Genomic DNA, 22,034 nt, shown 5'->3' on the forward strand with positions numbered 1-22,034 from the left:
AAAATCAATGAGGCGAACAACCGCCGATTTCCTGCACGACGCGGTCCGCCAAAGCCAGACAGCTCGTCAGCCCCGGAGACTCGATGCCAAACAGATTCACCAGACCCGGTACGCCATGCGCCGCTGGGCCACTGATGACAAAGTCCGCCGCCGGTTGCTGTTCGCCGCTGATCTTCGGGCGGATGCCGCTGTACCCCGGTTGCAGGCTGCCATCGGGCAGCCCCGGCCAATAGCGGCGAATCGCCTGATAAAAGCTGTCGGCCCGCTGCGGGTCAACGCGGTAGTCAACCTGCTCGACCCATTCCACATCCGGCCCGAAGCGCGCCTGTCCCGCGAGGTCGAGCGTCATATGGACGCCGAGCCCGGCGGCTTCGGGTGCGGGGTAGACCAGATGGCGAAAAGGTATCCGCCCGCTGAAGCTGAAATAGCTGCCTTTGCACAATCGCGCCACGGGAATGAACGATGAGCACAGGCCGGCGATATGACTTGCCACTTGTGGCGCAGACAAACCCGCACAGTTGACCAGTGCGCGACAACCCAGGGTCATGGGCTGCGCACCGCCCATCCGCAACTCGATCCCACCAGGGTGACAGCGGGCGGATTCAAACGGGGTATGAAAGGCAAACGAGGTGCCCATGGACTCGGCATCCGCTTGCAGGGCAAGCATCAAGGCATGGGAGTCGACAATTCCGGTGGAGGGCGACCAGAGTGCCGCGACACAGGACAGTTCCGGCTCCAGCGCCAGCGCCTGGCGGGCGTCGAGCAGCTGCAAGCCCTCGACACCGTTGCGCCGCCCCTGCTCCCACAAGCGTTGCAAGGCACCACGCTGCGCGTCGTCGGTGGCAACGATCAGCTTGCCCAGACGCTGGCAAGCCACGGCGTGCGCCTCACAGAAGGCATACAGACGGCGATTGCCCTGCACACACATCTGCGCCTTCAAGCTGTTGTCGGCGTAATAGATACCGGCGTGGATGACCTCGGAATTGCGCGAACTGATGCCCGTCCCGATGCCCTCGCCCGCCTCTACCACAATCACTTCACGCCCACTCAAGGCGAGTGCCCGGGCCACCGCCAGCCCGAGCACACCGGCGCCGATCACCACGCATTCGATATCGATATTCACCGCCCCTCCGTGCGCTCGAATTGCTTGATCAGCGTGGTGACCTTCTCCACCTCGGCATCCGACAAATGATGATGACAAGGAAGGGTGAGCATTTCTCGGGACAGACGTTCGGTATTGGCCAGCACGATGCGTGGCTGACTGCTCAACCAGGCTTTTTGCCAATGGATCGGCAGCGGATAATGAACGGCCGTTTGCACATCGTGCTGCGCCAGAAACGCCTGCAAGCGATCACGATTTTGCGACTGCACGACATAGTGATAATAGGAATTTCCCGGCTTGCCCCCACCCAAATCTGTCCCCGTGCGGGTGGTACCCAGAACGTCATCATAGAAAGCGGCGATTTCCACACGTCTTTTCAGCCATTGGTCCAGATACTGCGCTTTGACATTGAGCGCGGCGGCCTGCAACGAGTCGAGGCGCGAATTGATACCGAACCGCACCGATTCGTTACGGGTTTCCAGGCCATGGTTGCGTGCAATACGTGCGTATTCGGCAATCTTCGGATTGCGGGTGACCAGCATCCCGCCATCTCCCAGACCCCCAAGCGTCTTCAACGGATGCATGGAAAAGGCGGAGGCATCGCCTCGAGTGCCGACTTGCTGGCCGTCGAGGGTGGTGCCGATCGCCTGTGCGCAATCCTCGATGACGGCCACTGCGCGGGCACGGCACAGGTCGAGGATGGCATCGATATTCAGCGGACGTCCGCGCAGATAGACCGGAATGACCGCTTTGGTCCGCTCATTCAAAAGGGGCGCAATCGTATCGACGTTCATCAGTTCATCGTCGCCCACGTCCGCCAGGATCGGCCGGGCACCTGCCGCCACAATGGCACCGACGGTGGCAACAAAGGTATTGGCGCAGGTAATGACTTCGTCGCCGGGCCCGATATCCAGCGCACGCAATGCCAGAAACAACGCATCCGTGCCTGAATTGAGGGCCACCGCATGCGCCCCGCCACAGCGCTCCGACATCCAGGCTTCGAACGCCAGAACCTCCTCACCCAGAATGAATTCGCCTGACTGCAGGAGCACCTGCCAGCGCTCGAAAATCTCGCTCGAAAGGTCCTGAGCCTGTTCCTGGACGTTATTGCACTTGATCATTTCGCGCACTCCTTGGCATGAACATGAGGGACGTCAGGACAATCAGCAGGGTCCCGACCGCACTGACAACAGCGGTAAGCGTCAGGGTCTGGGAGTAGCCGACGATTCCGCCGACCACCCCGCTGCCCAGATAGATGAAGGGGTGCACGCCGCTGGTCACGAAGGTATCGACCGCCACGACCTTGCCCAGATCCTTCTCCGGGGAATGTGTCTGCATGGCGGTTGCCCAGCCGGTGAGCCAGGACGCTTCGACGATGCCGACGAACGTCGCTCCCAGAATTGCCATCCACGCCGATGTGCCCAGCCCGAGCAAGGCCATTGCCCCCGCGAGGAACAATCCGCAAGTGACGGCGAGCCCCACCAGTCGCTCATGCCCCGAAGCCAGCACCGTGATGACCGAACCGATGCAAGCGCCGAATCCCGATGCCGCCAGGCAATAACCCCACATGTCTTCACTGAAGCGCTGACTGATCGCATAAGGGGCAACGACCAGAAAGATCGGGAAACACAACACGTTCACCACCAGCGTCGCGGCAAAACCCAGCAGCAGCGTGGCGTTGTTGACGACCACGGTGATGCCGTTGAGCGCTTCACGCAGCGAGAACTCTTCCTCCGATTCATGGTGACCGACGTTCGGCAACTGCGCGGTGTAAACGGCGGCGCAGAAGAAGGTCAGCCCATCGATCAGGATCCCCCACACCGGATCCCAAAGAATGATGAACACCCCCAGCGTCGCCGGAAACAGAATGGCGACCAGGTTATCGATGAAGTTCATCGCCCCGTTGCCCGCCACCAGGGCCTTTTTCGGCAACAGATTGACCAGCAGCACCTGTGCACAGGGTTTCGATACACCAATACCGATACCGAAGATCAGATACGCGAGCACCAAAAAGCCCCAGTGCGCCCCTGTCATCAGCAGCGCAACGGCGGCCAGTTGCGCAAGGCCTCGCGCCGTATCGGTGTAGATGAGCACTTGCCGGGGCGATTTGCGATCCGCCAGCATCCCCCCGGCCAGGGCACCGATAACGGTTCCGACACCGACGGCAGCCATGATGAAACCAAATACATCACCACCGAAACCGTCGCGAATCAGTGCGATCGGCAGCGCCGCCAGGCAGATGGCATCGCCGGCCATCGACAGGCCCTGGCCAATCAGCAACTTGCGAAACGGCAAGACCCCCAAGGCATCGTTGTAAGGTGACAAGCGTTCTTTGATAGAAATCATGGGTGCCCCTCCTTGAGGCCTATTCGTCCATCCTCGCCACGCTGGGTCGGCAACTGGCGATCGCCTTGGCGAATCTCCAGCTCATCGTCACCGAGCACGGAAATCCGCAGTCGTCGACCCCGGAACTGCAGCGTGAAATGGTAAGCCTGCCAGTGTGCGGGCAACTTCGGTCGGAAGGCCAGTTGGCCCGATTCGATATCCAGCCCCGACAGCCCCTCGACCAATCCTTGCCAGGCGCCGGCGTAGGCGGAAAGATGCAGCCCGTTGCTGTAGTCGTCGACCGGCGTGAAGTCGAGGTTATAGCGGCTGGCCCGGGCAATGAAATCGGCACTGGTGTGCGTCTCGCCCAGATGCGCGGCGACGACGGCATGCGGGCCGTAACTCAACGAGGACTCATGCACCGTACGCGGTTCATAGTAATTGAACGCGGCACGCTTCACGGCCGCTGAAAAATCGTCGGGAAACATCGACATCAACAGCACGATGTCGGCCTGTTTGACCAGTTGCGAATCGAAGTTTTGCAGTTTCTCCGCGCTGTCGCGTTCGACCTCGTCGGCAAACTGCGGCCCACGCTGTTTGACCACGCGCAGGCGGGTGTCCGGCAATGCCGCATAACCTTCGAACTCTTCAGGAATGGCCACCCCGTCCACCGTGATCCACGGCAGGTAGACGTTATCGGCTATCGCTTGCCAGAGTCGGCGTTGCGCGCCAGACACCCCGGGAAAGCCCGGCCGGTCGAGCAATGAAAGCACCCGCCGGATACTCCAGCGCAGCAGGTAATTGGTAAAGAAACTGTTGTTCACGTGGTAGTGATACTCGTCCGGGCCCATGACCGAATTCACCACGTACGCCTGCTTGCTCTCTGACCACTTGAACACCGATGCCGCGAATCGAGCGCTTTCAATCAGGATTTCGAAGCCCCGAGATTCCATGAATGCGTTGTCACCGGTTACCGCCCAGTACCGGTTCACGGCATAGCTGACGTCTGCCGAAATGTGCAGCACCTCATCGACACTCCACTCTCGCCTTATGTCCTGTTCAGGATAGGACAACACATAATGCGGGCCATTTTCGCCGCCCTGATCGTTGGACGCCTCCGGGAAACGTGCACCGCAAAAGCCGCTGGTACGCGCGAACTGCAGCGCTTTTTCCAAGAACGTATAGCGGTAGTCGATCAGAGCCCTGGCAACGTCCGGCGCGTTCCAGATCCAGAACATGCACTTGTGCAGTTCAGTGTCGAAGAACGTCGCACCAGAATGGTAAGTGCTGGTCAGGCCTCGCGCCGGCGATATCGTGCCATTGGCCCCATGCGCCGCGCCGAGGCCATGTTGCAGCAATTGGAATACTGCGTACTTCATGCCCAGATCAGTGCCCGAGTGCGGAGCCTGAATGGTGACTTCATGCTCACGCCAGAGGCTGTTCCATTGGCTCAAATGACAGCCCTGGATCCTTGCGACATCAAAGTCGCCGGCAAACGTGTCGGGGTGGGTCTGATCGCTATCGACAGCCACCCGCCAATGCGTCACCAACCGGTGCTGGCTGACCGCTGCAAAGTCCAGGGTCACCGAAGCCACACAACCCTCTTGCCCCTGCCGCCAGGAAACGACGGAACTCGCCGCTGAATCTGCCTGTTCGACGCGCACGTCATAACGCAGCCGCTGCTCGGCCGCGTCGACGATCAGGCTGAACGACGCTTGATCGACAACGCTTTGCCCGAAATGGTAATGCCGCGCGGTCAGCCAGTCACAAGCCCCGAGGTATTCGTTCGACGCGCTGCCATCCACTCCGTAATCAAGCCTCAGTCGATGGCGTGCGGTGCCGGTGCCGAGGCGTTTCAAACTGATCTGCGTCGACACCTCCGCCTGATCCGGGGCATCAATGAACTGAGTGACCGTCAGCTCATATTGCACACCGGCCAGCTGAAACTGCTCGCAACTGCTGACGGTCGCCTGATCGAGTGCCAACACCACCACGGGTTCGTTGCTTGCCGGCTCAAGCGGCAACCCCGTGTCAACATCGTAAAGCCGCAGGATGGCCGGCGCGGGCAAGGCAATGATTTCCCGCGAGACGCCGACACCGGCCGCATACACCCCCGCCAACAGCAACTGCGTGCGCCGGCAGCGAGCCGATGCGTTGGGCATGTGCGCACGCACGCCGAGCAAGGGATTGGCCAGGGTCGCCACGCACGCCGCGAAGGACGACGATCTCGCGTCGATCGCGACGATGTCTTCGCGTTGCTCGCCGTAGGAAATGCTCAGCACGATGCGCCTCCTGACGCCTGGAACGACCAGTCGTTGTGCAGCATGTTGCGCACGTTGTGATAACGGATATCCGCTAACACATCGCCGCTGTCCTTGAAGTTCCCCGATTGCCACTGCTCACAGATCTCGACGATCGCATCGCGGATCGAAAAGATGAATTCGAAACCCAGCGTCTGTTGCACGCGCCGGGAGTCCAGCCGGTAGGATCGAACATCGTCACTGTGGGTCGTGGTGATCGGCACATTGGTGCGGAAGTACCGATCGACAATCTCTTTTACCTGACTGGCAATGTCGGTCACCGTGTGGTTCTCGTAGCCGACATTGATTGCCGTCCCGGACACCTCGCCCAGGGATTCCCGTTCGACCAGCATCGTATACAGCCGGGTCAGATCGCCGATATGCACGTTGGGGCGATACTGACTGCCGCCGAACACGGTGATTTCACCACGCGCCAGCGCACTGGCGGTCAGGATGTTCACGGTCAGATCCAGACGTTGCCGGGGCGACCAGCCGCACACCGTGGCGGCGCGAACGGCAACGGTTTCGAACGATGAGTCGGTCAGTTCGAAGAGTATCTTCTCGCCATCAGCCTTGAACCGGTTGTAGTCGGTGATGGGCACGCAGGGCTGGCGTTCGTCGACAAAAGGTTCTGCGTTGACGCCGTAGACACTCGCTGAAGACGCGTAGATAAAACGCCGGCAACCCAGACGCTTGGCGCTGCTCATGAGATGCGGCAGGCAATCGATGTTTATCGATTGGCCCAGTTCCGGGGCCGAATTGAAGCTTGGATCGTTTGCCACCGCAGCAAGATGCACAACGGTGTCGACACCTTGCAGCGACGTTTCCACGAGCGCCGGATCGCGTATATCACCCTTGATGAATTCCAGGCCAGGATGGTTCAGCACACCTTCGAGCCCGTTGCCGAAATACAGCGCATCCAGCACCCGGACGCGGTGCCCGGCGGCAAGCAGTTTGGGCACCAGACGCGAGCCAATGTAGCCAGCACCGCCCGTAACAAGAACAGTTGATTCCTTTTTCATGGTTAATTCCTTCCCTGTGATGAGTGCGCCAGCGTGAATTCATCAAGCGATGACAGTATTGAAGCGTGTGGATGGCTAGCCTTGGGTTCAAGCGGATCACGGCGAATCTGCCAGGCGCGCACGCCCAGGCCGCAGGCCAGATCAGTCGCATAGGGGCTGTCATCGATCAGGTGAACATCCTGCGGAGCATGGTCGCCGATCAGTTGTTGAACCAGTTTGTCGCGGGTTTGATGTGGTGCTTGCCGGGTAATCGATACCGGCGCCTGTCCCCATACGTTCGCCCGCTTCAGCGCCGCCTCGAACAATTGCGGAGCATTCAGCGACGCCGTATAGAACATCACCGGCTGCGCGGACGCTTCGATGCGCTGCAGCAATCGCAAAGAATCCTCGAACAGCTCGGTGCCCGGTGAGAGCCGCTGGAATTCCTCCTGTTTGTACGCGGCCAGGTCGTCTGCGCTGAACGTTGCGGACGTTGCACCGTCGGCATCACGGGTGGTCAGTGCCAGCAGTCGGGAAGCACCTTCCATGCGTGGCCGCCCGGCGATGTGCTCAATGTATTGCTGCGGCGTCAACTGCTGTCCAGAAAACTCAAGGGCCGCATTGCGCCAGGCTTCGAAATGCGGTGTGTCGATCATTGTTCCGTCGAGATCAATCAGTAAAAGGTTCGACATGGTTGATTACCTGTCAGCTGTTCTTGGCCATGACCAGTTGAGCGATCCTGGAAGTCGAGTCGAATATCTTGTCGTCCGTCAGCACCATCCGCCCTCCCACGCTTTGAACCAGCGCCCGCTCCGCCTGCAATCTGGTGTCCGATCCATCGGTGTAATCGGCACCCTTGAAATACAAATTGGGGCGCAATGTCTTGATCATGAATTCAGCGGTTGCCGTATGGTTGACGATGACGAAATCGCAATAACGGATGGATGCGAGAAACTCCGCGCGCTTTTGATCGGGAAATACCGGCCGGTCCGCGCCTTTGTTCACGTATGGGTCTGCGGTGACGGATACGAACAGTCGATCGACCATCGTACTGGCGCGCTGCAGATGATAAATATGCCCCGGGTGAACAATGTCAAAACAACCGTGACAAAGCCCGATCACCAAACCTTTTTCGCGGCAATAAACCGCCTCGTCCTGCAATGCAGTAATGTCATTCAAAACGCCCATGATAAATTCAATCCTTTGATTTGAGAGATTTAGCCATGATGTTCAAGTGTTCAAAATCACCCCAATAATCGGGAAGTTGCCCAACGATCTGAAAACCATTGCGTAAATGAAAGCGGTAGGCTGCCCGTTCTCTGTCGATATTGCCGATATCGAGACACAGCCAGGACTTCTTATGTTCCAGCGCAAACTTTTCAATCTCGTCATATAACAAAGACGCAACGCCATATCGGCGATATTCACTGTCAACAATCAACCAGTCTGCCCATAACACATGCTTTGACGGAATAGGGCCCGAAGCGCAGCCCATTGTTCCGATAACCACATCGCCAAGTGCGGCAATAAAACGATCGCCCTCATGGTTTGGGTCAGCGAGTTCCCGGGCAAATTGCTCACCGGCAGATTCAGTCAAGTCCTCGCTGGAACCAATTTGTGCGACCAGTGCCAGCACTGCCGGCATATCGGACTTTATGAATCGGCGAATGCAAATATCACCATCAAGTTCATTTTCCATGGAATGGAATCCTCTTGAGTGCCGAATCCAGTCGTTCACAGGCGTCCGCGATCATTTCCGCTGTGTGCACCGCGCTGAGTGTCACCGGCTCCGGACAGTAACCAAGGGGCATCAGGAAGCCATACAGGTTGTATTCGCAGGACAACAGGTAAAACAACTTCTGGGCAAAATCGATCGGATAAAATCCTTCTATTTCCTTCATTGTCCGCGGACGTTCGGAAGTGCCGATATGGACGCCGATTCGACCGCCATAACCATCGATATGGCAGGGAATCCGGTGTTTATCGAAGACATCCCGAAGTCCCGATTTCAACTGAGACTCCAGCCCGGCAATATGCCGATGCACCGCACCGTCCTGCAGGTGATCGATAGCGGCAAGTGCGGCGGACACAGAAAGATAGCGCCCGGTGTTGGTGCCGCTGATCTGCACCGGACCGCGGGGCGCGATGACATCCATGTACTCGGCTTTACCGGCAATGCCGGCGATGGGCATGCCGCAACCGAACGCCTTGCCGAAGGCGGCAATGTCGGGAGTGACCGCGAAATCTTTCTGCGCACCGCCGATATTGGCGCGGAATCCGGTCAGCACTTCATCGAAAATCAACAGCGCACCGTGCCGCGTCGTCAGCGCCCGCAACTTTTGCAGAAAGCCCTCGTCCGGCTTGATGCAGCCGAGGTTCAGGGCGACAGGTTCCAGTATCACGCCCGCGACATCGTCCTTGTACTTTTCAAAGGCGTGCTCCACGGCTTGCAGATCGTTCCACGAAACTGCCACCGTCAAACTTCCGAATTCGTTTGGAATACCCACAGTGCCTGACAGACGTTCCAGTTCTCCGCCGGCCAATACTTCACCCGAGCGTGGCGAAGAATCCACGTTCCAGGTCAGCGAATCATTGAGCCCATGAAAATGGCCTTCAAACTTGATGATGATTCGTTTGCCGGTAACGGCACGGGCGATGCGCGTTGCATACATGGTGGCTTCGAGGCCGGAGTTCACCAGTCGCAACTTCTCGGCGCACGGCACCACCGCACAAAACTTCTCGCTCAACAGGCGATGTTCATCGGTTTCGTATTGTTGGAGAAAACCTCGTTCCAGGGCTTTGCTAATTGAATGTTTGATGACCGGACTGTCGTGCCCCAACAGGCATGAACCCCAGCCCATAATATAATCGTCGCACCATTCGCCAGAGGATAATTGAATACGCGCACCCGCCGTATTCTGCACATTGATCGGCCCAACTACCGATAAATGATTCCATCCTGACAGTACATTTCCGACACGTGTTTCTCTTAAACAATCCATGACCACTGACACTCCTTTCATACCATTGAGTGTGAATAACAACCCCGCATTCCCGCAGGATACAGGCGCTATAAGGCATGCGAAAAACTCACGCGAAAAATCGCGTTACATTCGAAATCAGACAAATACTTAGTCAAGTAAAGTTGTGAAGCAAAAACCTAATCCCGCCCCCTCACAGCGTCAATTTAAAAACTAAATCGCAAACACAACAAGCTGATTCCCATGAAGAAAAACTTTCCTTAAACACAAACAGCCAAACAACCCGCGCAGCTTATTTCAAAAAATTATAAATTAATTAAACAGCAAATTTATCAGCAGGTTATGCCACCCATTCCGACCAACGCTTCAATATAAAAAATCTGATACGCAAATTCCTCGAGCATCTGAGATGATCAATTAATTGTCCGACTATTTAAGAAACAAAGCTCATCACTTAACAATTGGCGCACGGCGGCACATACCCGGAACTGACGCGAATCGCTTTAAAACCTTTGGACATGAAACGCGTTAAATAGGCCGCAACCTCTTATTCCAGAAATAGAGGCAAGGTAAGTTTTTTAATCTTTTATCGCTATTAAGCTCGCAACCTATAATCGCCCCACCTGCACTCATTTATAAGAAGGAAAGCTCCATGCCGAAACGCTTGTTACTGGCTGCACTGTTCATCGCCGTCGCCGGTTGCGCCAGCCCTCCTCCCGCCTATGTTCACACCCACGATCCAGCCAGTTCCACTCTGCAAGGCGACGCCTCACGTCCGGCGCAGGCGCAGTGGATTCGCACCGAGCTGTATTTCTCGGTGGGTTCGATCGATGGCAAGGATGGTGCAGTCAGTCCGACTCGCTGGCGTGAGTTTCTCGATCAGGAGGTCACATCGCGCTTTCCGGATGGGTTCAGTGTGTTTGATGCCTATGGGCAGTGGCGGGATAAGGGCGCGAAGGAACCTGAGCGGTTGAGTACCAAGGTGATTGTGATCTTGCATGAGAACAGTGCGAAGAATGTGAGCAATATTGAAGCGATTCGGCTGGCTTACAAGCGTATTACCGGGGACTTGTCGGTGCTGCGGTTGTCGCAGCCGGCGGAGGTGTCGTTCTAGATTTAGAAGGCCCTCACCCTAGCCCTCTCCCAAAGGGAGAAGGAACTGATTCGGGGATATTGAAGGGATACGCCGACCTGAACTGGCGTCACTGAATCCAGAATCGACCTTAGCCTGCTTTTGCTTCACTGAATCCATAATCGACTTCGACCAGTTTTTGGCTCACTGAATCCATAGTCGACCTCAGTCTGTTTTGCTTCACTGAATCCATAATCGACTCGGTCTTTCAGGTCGATGTGTCCCCCAGGACACCTCGGTCGGCTCCCTCTCCCTCCGGGAGAGGGCTGGGGTGAGGGTCCGCTTTCAAACGGCTTAACCCAGTCAAAAGCACAGCGCCAACCAGCAACACCGCAATCCCGAAAAACGCCCCATACCCCACCACCCTCACGCTGGAATACAGCATGTACAGGCACAACCCGAAGAACAGCAATGGCAACAGCGGATACAACGGCACCTTTACCGGGCGCGGTACCTCAGGAAAACGTCGCCGCAAAATAATCAGCGCTACGCTGCTCAAACTCAGAAACAACCAATAAACCGGGGTCAGGTATTCAACCATGGTGTTGAAGCCACTCTGGGTAAAACTGCCAAACAGCACCAGCAGCAACGCCACCGCACCTTCTGCCAGCAATGCTTTGCGCGGCACACCATGCCGATCGTCCCAAGCACCGAAACTGCGCAGTTGCGGCACGTCGCGCGCGGCAGCGTAGGTGGTACGTGCCCCGACCAGCAAGGTCGAGTTGATGGTCGCTATCGCGGCGATGCCAACCATCAGCAAAATCAGCAGGACACCCGGCGCACCGAATGCGCGGTTCAATAGCTCCACGGCCGGAGCATTGCTGGCAGCCAACCCTGCGAATCCCAGGCCCTCGACAAACGCCCAGTTCAACGCGAGATAGATCGCCATCAACACGCTCAGCGCACCGAGCATGGCGATGAAAATCCCCCGCCGGCCATCACGCACTTCCGCCGACAACGTCGCCGCATCGCTCCAGCCACCGAACGCCAGAAAAACGAAAATCATCGCCGCCGAGAAGCCGGCCATGCCGGTGTTTTCCGCGATGGGCGAGAGCTCCGGCGCAGGCGGTTCGATGCCCTGCCAAGCCAGAAAAACACCGGCACTGGCAATGCTCAGAAAACCCAGTGCAAGCAGGCCAACCAGAAAGGTTTGTGTGATGAAGCCGATGTGTTTACCGGTGGGATTAAGCAGCACCAATGCCGCAATCACCGCCCCGGCAAACAGTCCCGAACCGTACTGCCCCAATGGCACCACCGCATTGACATAATCGGCAAACATGAACGCCGACAAGGCAATCCAGCCGGTGTGCATCACCGAAAACCGCGACCAGGCGAACAAAAATCCCATGCGCTCGCCGTACGCAGTGCGCAGAAAGTGATAGTCGCCGCCCGGGTGCGGAAACGCTGTGGCCATCTCGGCAAAACACAGCGCGCCGATCATCGATGTGACACCGCCCAGCACCCACACCAGGTAGAAATATTCCGGCCCGACGTTAAGGGCCACGGTCGGCGCGGTTTTCAGGATGTCGGTGGTGATCACCATGCCCAGCGTTATCAGCAATGCCTGAAACACCGGCAGATGCCGTCCCGGTCCCGCGTCAGAAGCCATAGGTGGCGCGGGCGTAGTAGTAGGCGCCGTTGGCGCCGATTGGCGAGAGCACGTCGTACGGCAGGTTGCCGCCATAGTTGATCGCCGAACCGGAGCGTTCCGGGTAGTTGTCGGTGAGGTTGTTGCCGCCCACGGCAATGTTGAATTTCGGCGTGAATTTGTAAGCCACCTCGGCGTCCAGTTGCCACACGGCGCCATAGGTTTGCTCCGGTTGCGAGTCGCCGAAATCGAACACACGAGTGGTTTCGCCCTGCCGCGTCAGGCGCCCGAGCAAGCCCCAGTGTTCGCTGGCCCAGTTGGCGGAAAAGATGAAACGATCCTTCGGTGCCGCGTCGGTCAAGGTGTTGGTTTCTTCGACACCAACGAGGGCATCATTGCCGATGCCCAGCGCCGTCAGTTGCGATGGCGTGCCTTTGGTGCTGGTGACTTTGGTGTGGTTGTAGGTGTAGGCCGTGGTCAGGCCCAATTGCCCTTCGTAGAACGGCTGATGGTAGTTGAGCACCAGTTCAGCGCCGTGGGTGCTGGTGTCGGCGGCGTTGGTGAAGAAGTTGACGTCGTGCACACCGGCGACGCCGAAGTTGTCGTTGATGTAGTTTTCCAGGGCATCGCTGCCAATGCGTTGCGACAGGGTGATGCGGTCTTTGACGTCAATGCGGAACACGTCCAGCGAGGCGTCGAAGCGCTCGTTCAACTGGAAAGTGAGGCCGAGGCTGAAGTTCTTCGAGGTTTCCGGATCGAGCTTCTCGGCGCCAAGTGCTCGGGCGATCGGATCGTTGACCGAGAGCACACGAATGTCGGTCAGCGTGCCGCCATCGCCGAAATTGCTGGTGGTGTTCTGGAAGCCACTCTGCGCCAGCGACGGTGCGCGGAAGTTGTTCGACACCGCACCGCGCAAGGCCCATTGCTCGGTGAGTTTATAGCGCCCACTGAGTTTGCCCGTCAGTTTGCTGCCGGCATCGTCGTAATGCTCCCAGCGGGTGGCGGCGTCGACGAAGAAGCGGTCGGTGAGATCACCGGACAACTCGGCGTAGGTGCCGAACACGTTGCGATCCAGATCCGACTCTTCGCTCGGGCGCAGGCCATTGGCGCCGTCGGCTCCGGAACCGATGTAGGAGGCTTCGTCACCGGCGTAGGTCAGGTAGTTTTCGTAGCGGTATTCGCCGCCAACCGCGAGGACGAACGAGCGCTCGCCGAGACGCAGTTCGCGGCTGAAGTCGAGGTTGCTGGTGGTCTGGCGCAGCTCGTAATCGCCGGTGTCGAACTTCGTCGGTGAGTCTTCGCCGAGGCTGGCGTTGAGCGTGTGCCGGGTCGAGCCATCGAAGCGGTTGCGACCGTGAGTGACGCTGCTGTCGAAGTCCCACTCGTCACCGAGCAGACCTTTGAAACCGGCGGTGGCGGAGACGTCTTTATTGTCACCAAGCGATTGCGGCAAGTAGCCGTTGGGGTAGAACTGCGGCTGTTCGGACGGGTAGCGATAGAACTCGGCACCGGTGGTGTGGCGCTGGTTGTAGGTGCCGAAGCTGTAGGCCTTGCCGCCCGCCAGTGGCAGTTCACTGTTGAACCAAAGGTTGACGTCCCGGGCGACGCCGTCGCCCATCACATAGTTGCGCTGGCCGGGGCTGTCGGCAAAACCGTCGAAACCGGCACGGTTGGTCGGGTTGCGATCCTTGTATTCGGTGCCGCCACGGATAAACCCGCCCTCTTCACCCAAACGCGTGCCAATCTTCGCGGTGGTCACGCTGTTCTGGCCGTCGGTGGTGGTCTTGCCGATGGCGTCCTGATGGGTGTGATAGGCGCCATAACTGGTGGACACTTCGCCGCCCTCGGGGGCGTCGTCGAGGATGATGTTGATCACCCCGGCAATCGCATCGGAACCGTACTGCGCGCCGGCGCCGTCACGCAGCACTTCGATACGTTTGATCGCGCTGAGCGGGATCGAGTTAAAGTCGACCGGCGCGGTACCGCGACCGATCTTCGAAGAGTCGTTGACCACCGCCGACGTGTGGCGGCGCTTGCCGTTGACCAGCACCAGCACCTGATCCGGACTCATGCCGCGCAATTGCGCCGCGCGCACATGGTCGGCACCACCGGAGTTGGATTGGCGCGGCAGGCTGAAGGATGGCAACAGCGTCTGCAACGCCGCGCCCAGTTCACCGTCAGCGGCGCCGGCGGATTTGAGGTCTTCGGCGGTGAGCACGTCGACCGGTACCGGCGAATCGAGCACGGTGCGCGAAGTGCCGCGAGTGCCGGTGACCAACACGGTGCCGAGTCGCGAGTCGCTGTCGGCGCTTGCGGACGTTTCTTCTGCATTGGCCGGAAGTTGCCAGATGGCGGACACGACGGCAGCCGCCAGTAATGAACGGGAACGGTAATGCATATAACAGCTCCTTGAATCGCAGTTAATACCCGGCCGTTACCGACAATAAAGTACGGCAAGCAATGCGCGGCAATGTCTGCTGTAGTTTTGGATTTCTGGAAGGCAGTGAAGGCTTTTTTACGGTGAGTTGCAGTTTCCCCAGCGTTAGACGTTTCCCCTTGAAAGCCCATGCTAGACGAGCTGTTGTCGATCGCAAAAGAACCAATAACGCTTAGGTTAGATCGGTCTAAAGGATTGTTCTTAGTTCAGCAGAAGTGTTGCTGAGCCAACACCTGAACCAACTAACACCAATTTTTAACACTGAAATGCAGTCCCCCTGTAGGAGTGAGCCTGCTCGCGATAGCGGTGTGTCAGTTGACAACTTTTTTACTGATACACCGCTATCGCGAGCAGGCTCACTCCTACAGTTTTGATCTGCGTCGGGCATTATTTAATCGAACTCTTTTGCCAGCCAGGCATCCTCGGCAATATCCAGTTCATCCCCACTGAATCGCTGTTCGGCAAACGGATCCGCGTGCAGATGAAAGCCGTTTTTTTCCCAGAAACCCGGTTGTTCCTGATCAACGAATTCAAGCCCACGCAACCATTTGGCGCTCTTCCAGAAATACCGCCCCGCCACCACCAGCCGCAGTGGCCAGCCATGTTGCGCAGTCAGCGGTTGGCCAGCGTAATGGGTGGCCAACAGACTGTCGGGGTGCAACAGATCGTCGAGTCGCAAGTTGGTCTGGTAATCGTGGTCGGCATGGGCCATGACGAACGCCGATGTCGGTTGGATATCGAACGCTTGCAACAAATCCTGCAGATGCACCCCGCTCCATTCGGTGTCGAATTTCGACCAGCGTGTCACGCAATGGATGTCACAACGCAGTTGCCGCTGTGGCAGTGCCAGCAGATCGGCGTAACGCAATTCGATCTGCTGGGCGAGCGTGCCGGACAGGCACAGCGACCAGTTGGCGAGGTCATAGTCCGGTATTTCGCCTTCGTGGAGAATTGGGAATCGCTCCGTCAGCACCTGGCCTGGGGGTAGTCGTTTACCAAGCGCCGGATCGGATTTCGGGGAACGGCTTTTGCGTAAGCGTGAGGCTTTGTTGTGCATAGTCACTCCATTTTCAAGGGTGCCCCCAATCTCCTGTAGGAGTGAGCCTGCTCGCGATAGCGGTGGATCAGCCGGCAACAATGTTGGATTCAAATCCGCTATCGCGAGCAGGCTCACTCCTACAGGGGATCGTTGTCGGTAGGAGGTTCTAGTTGGCCACTGGAATCCACGGGGCCCGCGCGACATTCGCGGTATCACCAAAGCTCGGAAGTTTCTGCGCCAGGTCGCGAACGTTCTTCACGTCCAGATCCAGCAACTGTTGACGGGTAATCAGCGTCGGCGGCACCAGCACCTGATGCCCCGGATTTTCCCCGGCAATCAACATCGCCAGACTGCGCACGCTGATCGCACCGGCCACTTGCGGATTGACCGCTGCCGTCGCCGCCCAGGCGCTGTCCGGTTCTTTCATGATCTGAATATCGGCGGTGGAAATATCGGCACTGTAGATCTTCACCTTGCGCGCCAGACCCGCCTCGTCCACGGCGATTTTCGCGCCTTTGGCGAATTCATCGAACGGGGCAAAAATCACGCTGATGCCCGGATTGGCGCGAAGTACGGCGCTGGCCTGATCCGCCACCGAATTGGCGATTGGTGGATTCAGCGTGCCAAAGCGTGCCTTTTCGACGATCCCCGGATTGGCCTTCTTCACCTGACTCCAGATTTCGTCACGGCGCTCCATCGGCGTAAAACCGCTGATGTACACGTAGCCGGCATCAAACTTCGTGCCGTTGTCCTTAACGGCTTGATCCAGCGCCAGACGCGCCAGCGCATGGTGATCCTGCTCGACCTGGGTCACTTGCGGGGTGTTCAGATCGACGTCGAAAGCGACGACCTTGATGCCTTTGGCAATCGCCCGGTCAATCGGCGCTTTCAGGGTTTCGGCCAAACCGAGCTGGACGATGATGCCATCGACGCCCAGATCGATCGCCTGATCGATCATCTCGCCCTGACTCGCCGCTTGCTGCCGGGCATCGAATACCCGCAGGTTGGCACCGAGCGCTTCGGTCTGTTTTTCAACGCCACGCAAATACGCCTCGGGAAAGTCCCCGGAGAACAAGTAACCCACCAGCGCGATTTGCACCTGCCCCTTATCGAACGGTGCCGGCGCGCCGGGCAAGGCTTTGGCCTGAGCGCCCAGCGCCACTGCCGAGAGCAACGCGCCGGCGAGGCAATGACGGGCGAACTGTGTGATAGAACCGTGCATACAACTTCCTTGCATAAAGCGGCTCAACGCGCCCGATGCGCGAGGCCGAACGTGAACATCAGGGCCAGCACCAACACCAGTCCCTTGACGAAATCCTGCGCGTAATACGGCGCGTTGAGCATGGTCAGACCGTTGAGCAACGCCGCCACCAGCAGCGCCCCGACCAGCGTGCCAAAGGCATTGGGTTTCTTCGCGCCGAGTACGGCAAAACCGATCAGCGCCGCGCCGAGGGCATCCAGCACCAGACCGTTACCGGAACTGACGTCGCCGCGACCCAGGCGCGCCGCCAGCAACAATCCGCCGAGCGATGCGAGCAACGCCGAGAGCACGTAAGCCAACAACTTGAAGCGCTGCACCGGCGCACCGGCCAGTCGCGCCGCTTGCTCGTTGCCGCCGATGGCATAGAACAGCCGGCCGATACGCGTGCGTTCGAGAAACAGCCACACCGCCAGCGCAACCACTGCCGTGATCAACACCGGAATCGGCACCACCTCCCACAATCGCCCGCGCCCCAGCGCCAGAAAAGCAGCACTGAACGTACCTTCGGTTTCCTCACCGCTGGGCAAGGTCATGCCGACCGCTATCGAACGCCCGCCAGTGGGAATCAGCTGCACGCCGATCACCAGAAACATGCTGCCCAGCGTCGCGAGAATGTCCGGCACGCGCAGTTTGACGATCAGCCAGCCGTTGAGCAGACCGACCAGCGCCCCGCCCGCCAGACTGATAAACACCGCCGGTACCGCGCCCCAGCCGAGCACGACCATCACGTAACTGGCGATCATCAGGCTCATCGCCGCCACCGCGCCAATCGACAGATCGAGACCGCCGACCGCCATGGTCAGCGTCACCCCCAGCGCCAGCAGCGCGACAATCGACACCGATTGCAGGATGCTGAACAGGTTGCCGACGCGCAGGAATGCCGGTTCCGCCACGCTGAAAAACACCACGATCAGCGCCAGCAGCCACAACAGGCCGTAGCGGATCAACCCGTGCAGCAGACGCTCGGCGCGTGCCGGTTCGGTCGATAACAGTGAACTTGAATCAGGCACTCGCTCTGCTCCTTGGCGTGGCTCGAGGGGAATGTTCGGTGACGTCGCTGCCGGCCAACGCGGACACCAGATCAGCACGATCGAGGCCGTCACGCGGGTACTCGGCAACCACCGCGTGATCGCGCACGAGTAGAATGCGGTCGGCAATTTCCAGGGCTTCATCGACGTCGGCGCAAATCACTAACGTCGCGCGACCCTTGGCGCTGTCGCGCAGCAGTTGGCCGATGTCGCGGCGGGCGCGTACGTCGACGCCTTGAAAGGGCTCGTCGAGAATCAACACCCGCCCTTCGCCGAGTAGCCAGCGGCCAAGGACGACTTTCTGTTGATTGCCGCCCGACAGTGCGGTCATCGGCACATCGATGCCGGCGGTCTTGATTCCCAGCGCCACCACTTGTGTCTCGACCGCTGTGGCCTCGGCGCGGTTGCGGATGAAGCCGCCACGGGTGAAGCGTTCGAGAAATGGCAAAGTCAGGGTGCGACGCAGAGAGAAATCCGGTACCAGCGACTGACTGGCGCGATCTTCGGCAGCGAAGAACACTCCGCATTGAATGGCCTGGCGCGGTGAGTCCGCGCGCCAGTCAGCGCCATCCAGTTGCACCCTGCCCGAGGCCGCCTTACGCAGGCCGAACAGCACCTCGGCGATTTCGCTTTTACCGGCGCCCAACAAGCCGGTCAGCACCACCACTTCGTTTTCGTGCAGGGTCAGGTCGAACGCGGCGGATCGCGGCAGGATTTGCATGGCGTTAAGTTTCAACACCTCGCGCCCGGCCACACGCGGCTGGTAGACATGATCCGTCAGCGCCTGCCCGAGCATGGCGCTCACCGCTTGCGGCAATTGCCGCGCCGAGAACTCTCCCGCGAACTGGCCATCGCGCAGGACGATGGCGCGATCTGCCACGCGTTGCAGGTCGGAGAGTCGATGGGAGATGTACAGAATCGCCACGCCGCGATTGCGCAAGGTGTCGAACAAACCAAACAAGCGCTGCGCCTCGGCATCCGAGAGTGCCGCCGTCGGTTCATCCAGAATCAGCAGGCGCGGCTGCAAGGCCAAGGCCCGGGCGAGCACCACCAATTGCCGTTCGGCCTGACCGAGATGTTCGATCGGCTGCTCCAGCGGCAAGGTCAAACCCAGCCCGGCGGCGATGCTCGCGGCGCGTTCCAGCAGGCGTTGTCGATTGAGCCAGAAGTCCGCGTCCGGCTTGCACAGTTCATCGAGCAGCAGGTTTTCCGCGACGCTCAAACCCGGTGCGATACCCTCATTGATCTGCTGGTGCACCGCGACAATCCCGACCCGCCGCGCCGACAGCGGCGAAGCGAAATGTCGTGGTTCACCGTCCACACAAATTTCCCCAGCATCGGCAGTCTGGCTGCCCGCCAGAATCTTCACCAGGGTCGACTTGCCCGCGCCATTGGCACCGAGCAACGCGACCACTTCGGCGGGATAGATGTCCAGGCTGACACGGTCCAGTGCCCGACTCGCGCCAAACAACTTGCTCAACTCACGTACTCGAATCAGCGGCTCGCGGGCCACGGCGACCGGCACACTCATACAATTCCTTAGCGGCGATGCGCCAGCGAACGAACCAACCGATCGCCCAGGCTTTGCACGCCCTGAACGAGGATCACCAACACCACCACCGTGGCCACCATCACTTCATTGTTGAAACGCTGATAGCCGTAACGAATGGCCAGATCACCCAGCCCACCGCCGCCAATCACGCCCGCCATCGAGGAAAAACCGATCAGCATCACCAGCGTCAAGGTGATCCCGGCCAGCAATGCCGGCAGCGCTTCGGGCAACAACACTTTGAAAATCACATGGCCGATGTCGCCACCCATGGCGAGGATCGCTTCGATGCGGCCTTTGTCGACTTCATCCAAAGCGTTTTCGACGATACGCGCGAAGAACGGAAACGCGCCGATGGTGATCGGCACCACGGCGGCGGTGCTGCCCAACGTCGTGCCGACCACCAGCCGCGTCAGCGGGATCAGGGCAATCAACATCACCACGAACGGCAGTGAACGGCCGAGGTTGACCACGCCACCCAGTACGGCATTCAGGCGCGGCATCGGCAGCAACCCATCGCGGCGACTGATAAATAGCAACACGCCCAGTGGCAAGCCAATCAGCAGCGTAAACAACCCCGCAAGCACGACCATGTACAGGGTTTCACCAGTGGCGTTGAACACCAGTTGCAGGATTTCATCCCAGTTGACCGTGCGGTTCATGAGTGTGCCGCCCGTACGCCGTATTGCTTGAGAAAACTCAGGCCCGGCGCATCGTGGCCCAGCGGCAAGCCACAAGTCGGGCGCAGCGATGCGCCTAGTTGTGACTGCGGATCGGCCAGCAGCCGCGGCACCGGCCCAGCCTCGACCAGACGTCCGTTAGCCATGAACGCGGCGTGATCACAGATCGACTTGACCACCTCCAGTTCATGGGTGATCAGCACGATGGTCACGCCCAGTTGCCGATTGATATCGCGCAGCAGCTCAAGGATGGATGCTGTGGTTTCCGAGTCGAGCGCACTGGTGGCCTCGTCCGACAACAGATACGCCGGTTCAGCAGCCAGAGCGCGGGCAATGCCGACGCGCTGTTTCTGCCCGCCGGACAGTTGCGAGGGAAAGGCCTGCGCCTTGTCACTCAAACCGACCAGATCAAGCAGTTCGCGAACCCGCACGTGACGCCACGGCTTGCCCACCTTGGCGATCTCCAGCGGCACCGCGATGTTGTCGAACACCGTGCGCGAATGCAGCAGGTTGAAGCCTTGAAAGATCATGCCGATGCGCTGGCGCTGCTGGCGCAGTTCGCTGACCGACAGCATCGTCAGGTCGATGCCATCGAGCAGTATGCGTCCGCTGTCCGGTCGTTCGAGCAGATTGAGGCAGCGTAGCAGCGTCGATTTACCCGCACCGCTGCGCCCGAGAATCCCGTAGACCGCGCCGTTGGGAATGCTCAGCGAGACCTGATCAAGTGCCGGTTGCGCGGCCGAAGGATAGGTCTTGCTCAACTGCTCGACGGTAATCATGGCTTGCCGCCTGCCACTGGGATCACCGAGCCGGCGAAGTTGTCGGTGATGTATTTGGCGACCTCTGGCGACGTCAGGTCTTTGGCCAGTTGCGCGATGCGCGGGTCGTGCGCAAGCTTCGGCGTCGTCACCAGTATGTTGGCGTAGGGATTGTGTTCCGCCTTCTCCAGGCCCAAGGCATCCTTGGCCGGCACCAGGCCTGCGTCCAACGCGTAGTTGCCGTTGATCACAGCCAGATCGACGTCGTCCAGCGAGCGCGGAATCTGCGGCGATTCGATCTCCAGAATCTTCAGCTGTTTGGGGTTTTCGGCGATGTCCTTGGGCGTTGCTTGATCAGCCGCCGGGTCGTTGAAGCCGGGTTTGAGTTTGATCAGGCCATTGTCTTGCAACAGGTACAGCGCGCGGCTCAGATTGGTGACGTTGTTGGGCACGGCGACGGTGCCTTTGACCGGCACGTCGGCGAAGCTTTTGTGTCGACGTGAATAGATGCCCAAGGGCTCGATATGCACCGTGGCCGCCACCGCGAGTTTTTCGCCGAGGGCTTTTTCCTGGGATTTCAGGTACGGCAGGTGCTGGAAGTAATTGGCATCGACGTCACCGTGTACCAACAGCTCGTTGGAGTTCACGCCGTTGGGGATCTCGATGACTTTGAGATTGAGCTGCGGATCGATTTTCTGGATGTACGCGAGAATCTGCGCGTGGGGCACCGGGTCGGCGGCGACGCGCAACGGCTCCAGCGCCTGCGCACTGAACGACGTCAGCAGCGCGCCGAGCACGGCCAGGGTCAAACCTGCTTTCTTGATCATGTGCGGAGTCCTTGAGCGAGTGATGA

19 protein-coding genes are annotated in these 22,034 nt (G+C 59.1%); 1 reads left to right on the forward strand and 18 read right to left on the reverse strand.

Translation table 11 applies throughout. The features are described 5' to 3' along the window. Positions 1-4 precede the first annotated feature (4 nt). Genes ACZZ0G_RS29095 through ACZZ0G_RS29135 form a run of 9 tightly spaced genes read right to left on the reverse strand, consistent with a single transcriptional unit; the run spans position 5 to position 9,730 of the window. Entirely contained in the window at positions 5-1,123 is a 1,119-nt protein-coding gene (locus ACZZ0G_RS29095) for an NAD(P)/FAD-dependent oxidoreductase (RefSeq protein ID WP_463558603.1), read from the reverse strand. Continuing rightward, positions 1,120-2,223 carry a DegT/DnrJ/EryC1/StrS family aminotransferase gene (locus ACZZ0G_RS29100; RefSeq protein WP_463558604.1) on the reverse strand — a complete coding sequence of 368 codons (1,104 nt, stop codon included), beginning with the start codon at positions 2,221-2,223 and terminating at the stop codon, positions 1,120-1,122. Before ACZZ0G_RS29100 ends, ACZZ0G_RS29095 begins: the two co-directional genes overlap by 4 nt. Beyond that, positions 2,207-3,448, reverse strand: a complete 1,242-nt coding sequence (locus ACZZ0G_RS29105) for an MFS transporter (RefSeq protein ID WP_463558605.1) — start codon at positions 3,446-3,448, stop codon at positions 2,207-2,209. Before ACZZ0G_RS29105 ends, ACZZ0G_RS29100 begins: the two co-directional genes overlap by 17 nt. After that, positions 3,445-5,709, reverse strand: coding sequence for a glycosyl hydrolase family 65 domain-containing protein (locus ACZZ0G_RS29110; RefSeq protein ID WP_463558606.1), 2,265 nt, complete (start codon positions 5,707-5,709; stop codon positions 3,445-3,447). The genes ACZZ0G_RS29105 and ACZZ0G_RS29110 overlap by 4 nt, the downstream gene beginning before the upstream one ends. After that, complete coding sequence (locus ACZZ0G_RS29115) at positions 5,703-6,749, reverse strand: NAD-dependent epimerase/dehydratase family protein (protein WP_463558607.1); 1,047 nt, start codon at positions 6,747-6,749, stop codon at positions 5,703-5,705. The genes ACZZ0G_RS29110 and ACZZ0G_RS29115 overlap by 7 nt, the downstream gene beginning before the upstream one ends. A gap of 2 nt (positions 6,750-6,751) precedes the next feature. Continuing rightward, a complete protein-coding gene (locus ACZZ0G_RS29120; RefSeq protein ID WP_463558608.1) occupies positions 6,752-7,384 on the reverse strand; it encodes an HAD family hydrolase in 633 nt (210 codons plus the stop codon). Between the two features lie 49 nt (positions 7,385-7,433). Continuing rightward, positions 7,434-7,916: an adenylyltransferase/cytidyltransferase family protein gene (locus ACZZ0G_RS29125; protein WP_463558609.1), complete on the reverse strand. Its 483-nt coding sequence runs from the start codon at positions 7,914-7,916 to the stop codon at positions 7,434-7,436. 7 nt (positions 7,917-7,923) lie between these two features. After that, positions 7,924-8,427 carry an N-acetyltransferase family protein gene (locus tag ACZZ0G_RS29130; RefSeq protein WP_463558610.1) on the reverse strand — a complete coding sequence of 168 codons (504 nt, stop codon included), beginning with the start codon at positions 8,425-8,427 and terminating at the stop codon, positions 7,924-7,926. Further along, positions 8,417-9,730 (reverse strand): aspartate aminotransferase family protein, encoded by a 1,314-nt coding sequence (locus tag ACZZ0G_RS29135; protein ID WP_463558611.1) that lies wholly within the window; start codon positions 9,728-9,730, stop codon positions 8,417-8,419. Before ACZZ0G_RS29135 ends, ACZZ0G_RS29130 begins: the two co-directional genes overlap by 11 nt. A 631-nt stretch (positions 9,731-10,361) precedes the next feature. Here ACZZ0G_RS29135 and ACZZ0G_RS29140 point away from each other — a divergent pair. Continuing rightward, complete coding sequence (locus tag ACZZ0G_RS29140) at positions 10,362-10,823, forward strand: DUF3574 domain-containing protein (RefSeq protein ID WP_463558612.1); 462 nt, start codon at positions 10,362-10,364, stop codon at positions 10,821-10,823. Between the two features lie 226 nt (positions 10,824-11,049). Here the strand turns inward: ACZZ0G_RS29140 and ACZZ0G_RS29145 are convergent, their stop codons facing one another. The 9 genes from ACZZ0G_RS29145 to ACZZ0G_RS29185 all read right to left on the reverse strand — a co-directional run bounded on the left by ACZZ0G_RS29145 (position 11,050) and on the right by ACZZ0G_RS29185 (position 22,008). After that, on the reverse strand, positions 11,050-12,450 hold the full coding sequence (locus ACZZ0G_RS29145; protein WP_463558613.1) for an APC family permease: 1,401 nt from the start codon (positions 12,448-12,450) through the stop codon (positions 11,050-11,052). Then, the gene (locus ACZZ0G_RS29150) at positions 12,440-14,827 is read right to left on the reverse strand and encodes a TonB-dependent receptor plug domain-containing protein (protein ID WP_463558614.1); all 2,388 of its coding nucleotides are present in this window, start codon (positions 14,825-14,827) and stop codon (positions 12,440-12,442) included. Before ACZZ0G_RS29150 ends, ACZZ0G_RS29145 begins: the two co-directional genes overlap by 11 nt. 430 nt (positions 14,828-15,257) lie before the next feature. Beyond that, positions 15,258-15,923: a sulfite oxidase-like oxidoreductase gene (locus tag ACZZ0G_RS29155; RefSeq protein ID WP_463558615.1), complete on the reverse strand. Its 666-nt coding sequence runs from the start codon at positions 15,921-15,923 to the stop codon at positions 15,258-15,260. Positions 15,924-16,071: 148 nt separating this feature from the next. Further along, positions 16,072-17,127 carry a substrate-binding domain-containing protein gene (locus tag ACZZ0G_RS29160; RefSeq protein ID WP_463558616.1) on the reverse strand — a complete coding sequence of 352 codons (1,056 nt, stop codon included), beginning with the start codon at positions 17,125-17,127 and terminating at the stop codon, positions 16,072-16,074. 23 nt (positions 17,128-17,150) lie between these two features. Further along, a complete protein-coding gene (locus tag ACZZ0G_RS29165; RefSeq protein WP_463558617.1) occupies positions 17,151-18,176 on the reverse strand; it encodes an ABC transporter permease in 1,026 nt (341 codons plus the stop codon). After that, positions 18,169-19,725, reverse strand: a complete 1,557-nt coding sequence (locus tag ACZZ0G_RS29170) for a sugar ABC transporter ATP-binding protein (RefSeq protein WP_463558618.1) — start codon at positions 19,723-19,725, stop codon at positions 18,169-18,171. Before ACZZ0G_RS29170 ends, ACZZ0G_RS29165 begins: the two co-directional genes overlap by 8 nt. Positions 19,726-19,733: 8 nt before the next feature. Beyond that, positions 19,734-20,405, reverse strand: coding sequence for a methionine ABC transporter permease (locus ACZZ0G_RS29175; protein WP_463558619.1), 672 nt, complete (start codon positions 20,403-20,405; stop codon positions 19,734-19,736). Beyond that, the gene (locus ACZZ0G_RS29180) at positions 20,402-21,202 is read right to left on the reverse strand and encodes a methionine ABC transporter ATP-binding protein (protein ID WP_463558620.1); all 801 of its coding nucleotides are present in this window, start codon (positions 21,200-21,202) and stop codon (positions 20,402-20,404) included. Before ACZZ0G_RS29180 ends, ACZZ0G_RS29175 begins: the two co-directional genes overlap by 4 nt. Next, on the reverse strand, positions 21,199-22,008 hold the full coding sequence (locus tag ACZZ0G_RS29185; RefSeq protein ID WP_463558621.1) for a MetQ/NlpA family ABC transporter substrate-binding protein: 810 nt from the start codon (positions 22,006-22,008) through the stop codon (positions 21,199-21,201). The genes ACZZ0G_RS29180 and ACZZ0G_RS29185 overlap by 4 nt, the downstream gene beginning before the upstream one ends. Between the last annotated feature and the right edge of the window lie 26 nt (positions 22,009-22,034).

The organism is Pseudomonas sp. AC169 (assembly GCF_979258515.1).

Excerpts from the sequence above, each read along its gene's own strand:
- ACZZ0G_RS29155 (WP_463558615.1), bottom strand. The coding sequence starts at position 15,923 with ATGCACAACAAAGCCTCACGCTTACGCAAAAGCCGTTCCCCGAAATCC.
- ACZZ0G_RS29150 (WP_463558614.1), bottom strand. The coding sequence starts at position 14,827 with ATGCATTACCGTTCCCGTTCATTACTGGCGGCTGCCGTCGTGTCCGCC.
- ACZZ0G_RS29120 (WP_463558608.1), bottom strand. The coding sequence starts at position 7,384 with ATGATCGACACACCGCATTTCGAAGCCTGGCGCAATGCGGCCCTTGAG.
- ACZZ0G_RS29145 (WP_463558613.1), bottom strand. The coding sequence starts at position 12,450 with ATGGCTTCTGACGCGGGACCGGGACGGCATCTGCCGGTGTTTCAGGCA.
- ACZZ0G_RS29160 (WP_463558616.1), bottom strand. The coding sequence starts at position 17,127 with ATGCACGGTTCTATCACACAGTTCGCCCGTCATTGCCTCGCCGGCGCG.
- ACZZ0G_RS29175 (WP_463558619.1), bottom strand. The coding sequence starts at position 20,405 with ATGAACCGCACGGTCAACTGGGATGAAATCCTGCAACTGGTGTTCAAC.
- ACZZ0G_RS29180 (WP_463558620.1), bottom strand. The coding sequence starts at position 21,202 with ATGATTACCGTCGAGCAGTTGAGCAAGACCTATCCTTCGGCCGCGCAA.
- ACZZ0G_RS29140 (WP_463558612.1), top strand. The coding sequence starts at position 10,362 with ATGCCGAAACGCTTGTTACTGGCTGCACTGTTCATCGCCGTCGCCGGT.
- ACZZ0G_RS29115 (WP_463558607.1), bottom strand. The coding sequence starts at position 6,749 with ATGAAAAAGGAATCAACTGTTCTTGTTACGGGCGGTGCTGGCTACATT.
- ACZZ0G_RS29125 (WP_463558609.1), bottom strand. The coding sequence starts at position 7,916 with ATGGGCGTTTTGAATGACATTACTGCATTGCAGGACGAGGCGGTTTAT.
- ACZZ0G_RS29100 (WP_463558604.1), bottom strand. The coding sequence starts at position 2,223 with ATGATCAAGTGCAATAACGTCCAGGAACAGGCTCAGGACCTTTCGAGC.
- ACZZ0G_RS29135 (WP_463558611.1), bottom strand. The coding sequence starts at position 9,730 with ATGGATTGTTTAAGAGAAACACGTGTCGGAAATGTACTGTCAGGATGG.
- ACZZ0G_RS29105 (WP_463558605.1), bottom strand. The coding sequence starts at position 3,448 with ATGATTTCTATCAAAGAACGCTTGTCACCTTACAACGATGCCTTGGGG.
- ACZZ0G_RS29170 (WP_463558618.1), bottom strand. The coding sequence starts at position 19,725 with ATGAGTGTGCCGGTCGCCGTGGCCCGCGAGCCGCTGATTCGAGTACGT.
- ACZZ0G_RS29185 (WP_463558621.1), bottom strand. The coding sequence starts at position 22,008 with ATGATCAAGAAAGCAGGTTTGACCCTGGCCGTGCTCGGCGCGCTGCTG.
- ACZZ0G_RS29130 (WP_463558610.1), bottom strand. The coding sequence starts at position 8,427 with ATGGAAAATGAACTTGATGGTGATATTTGCATTCGCCGATTCATAAAG.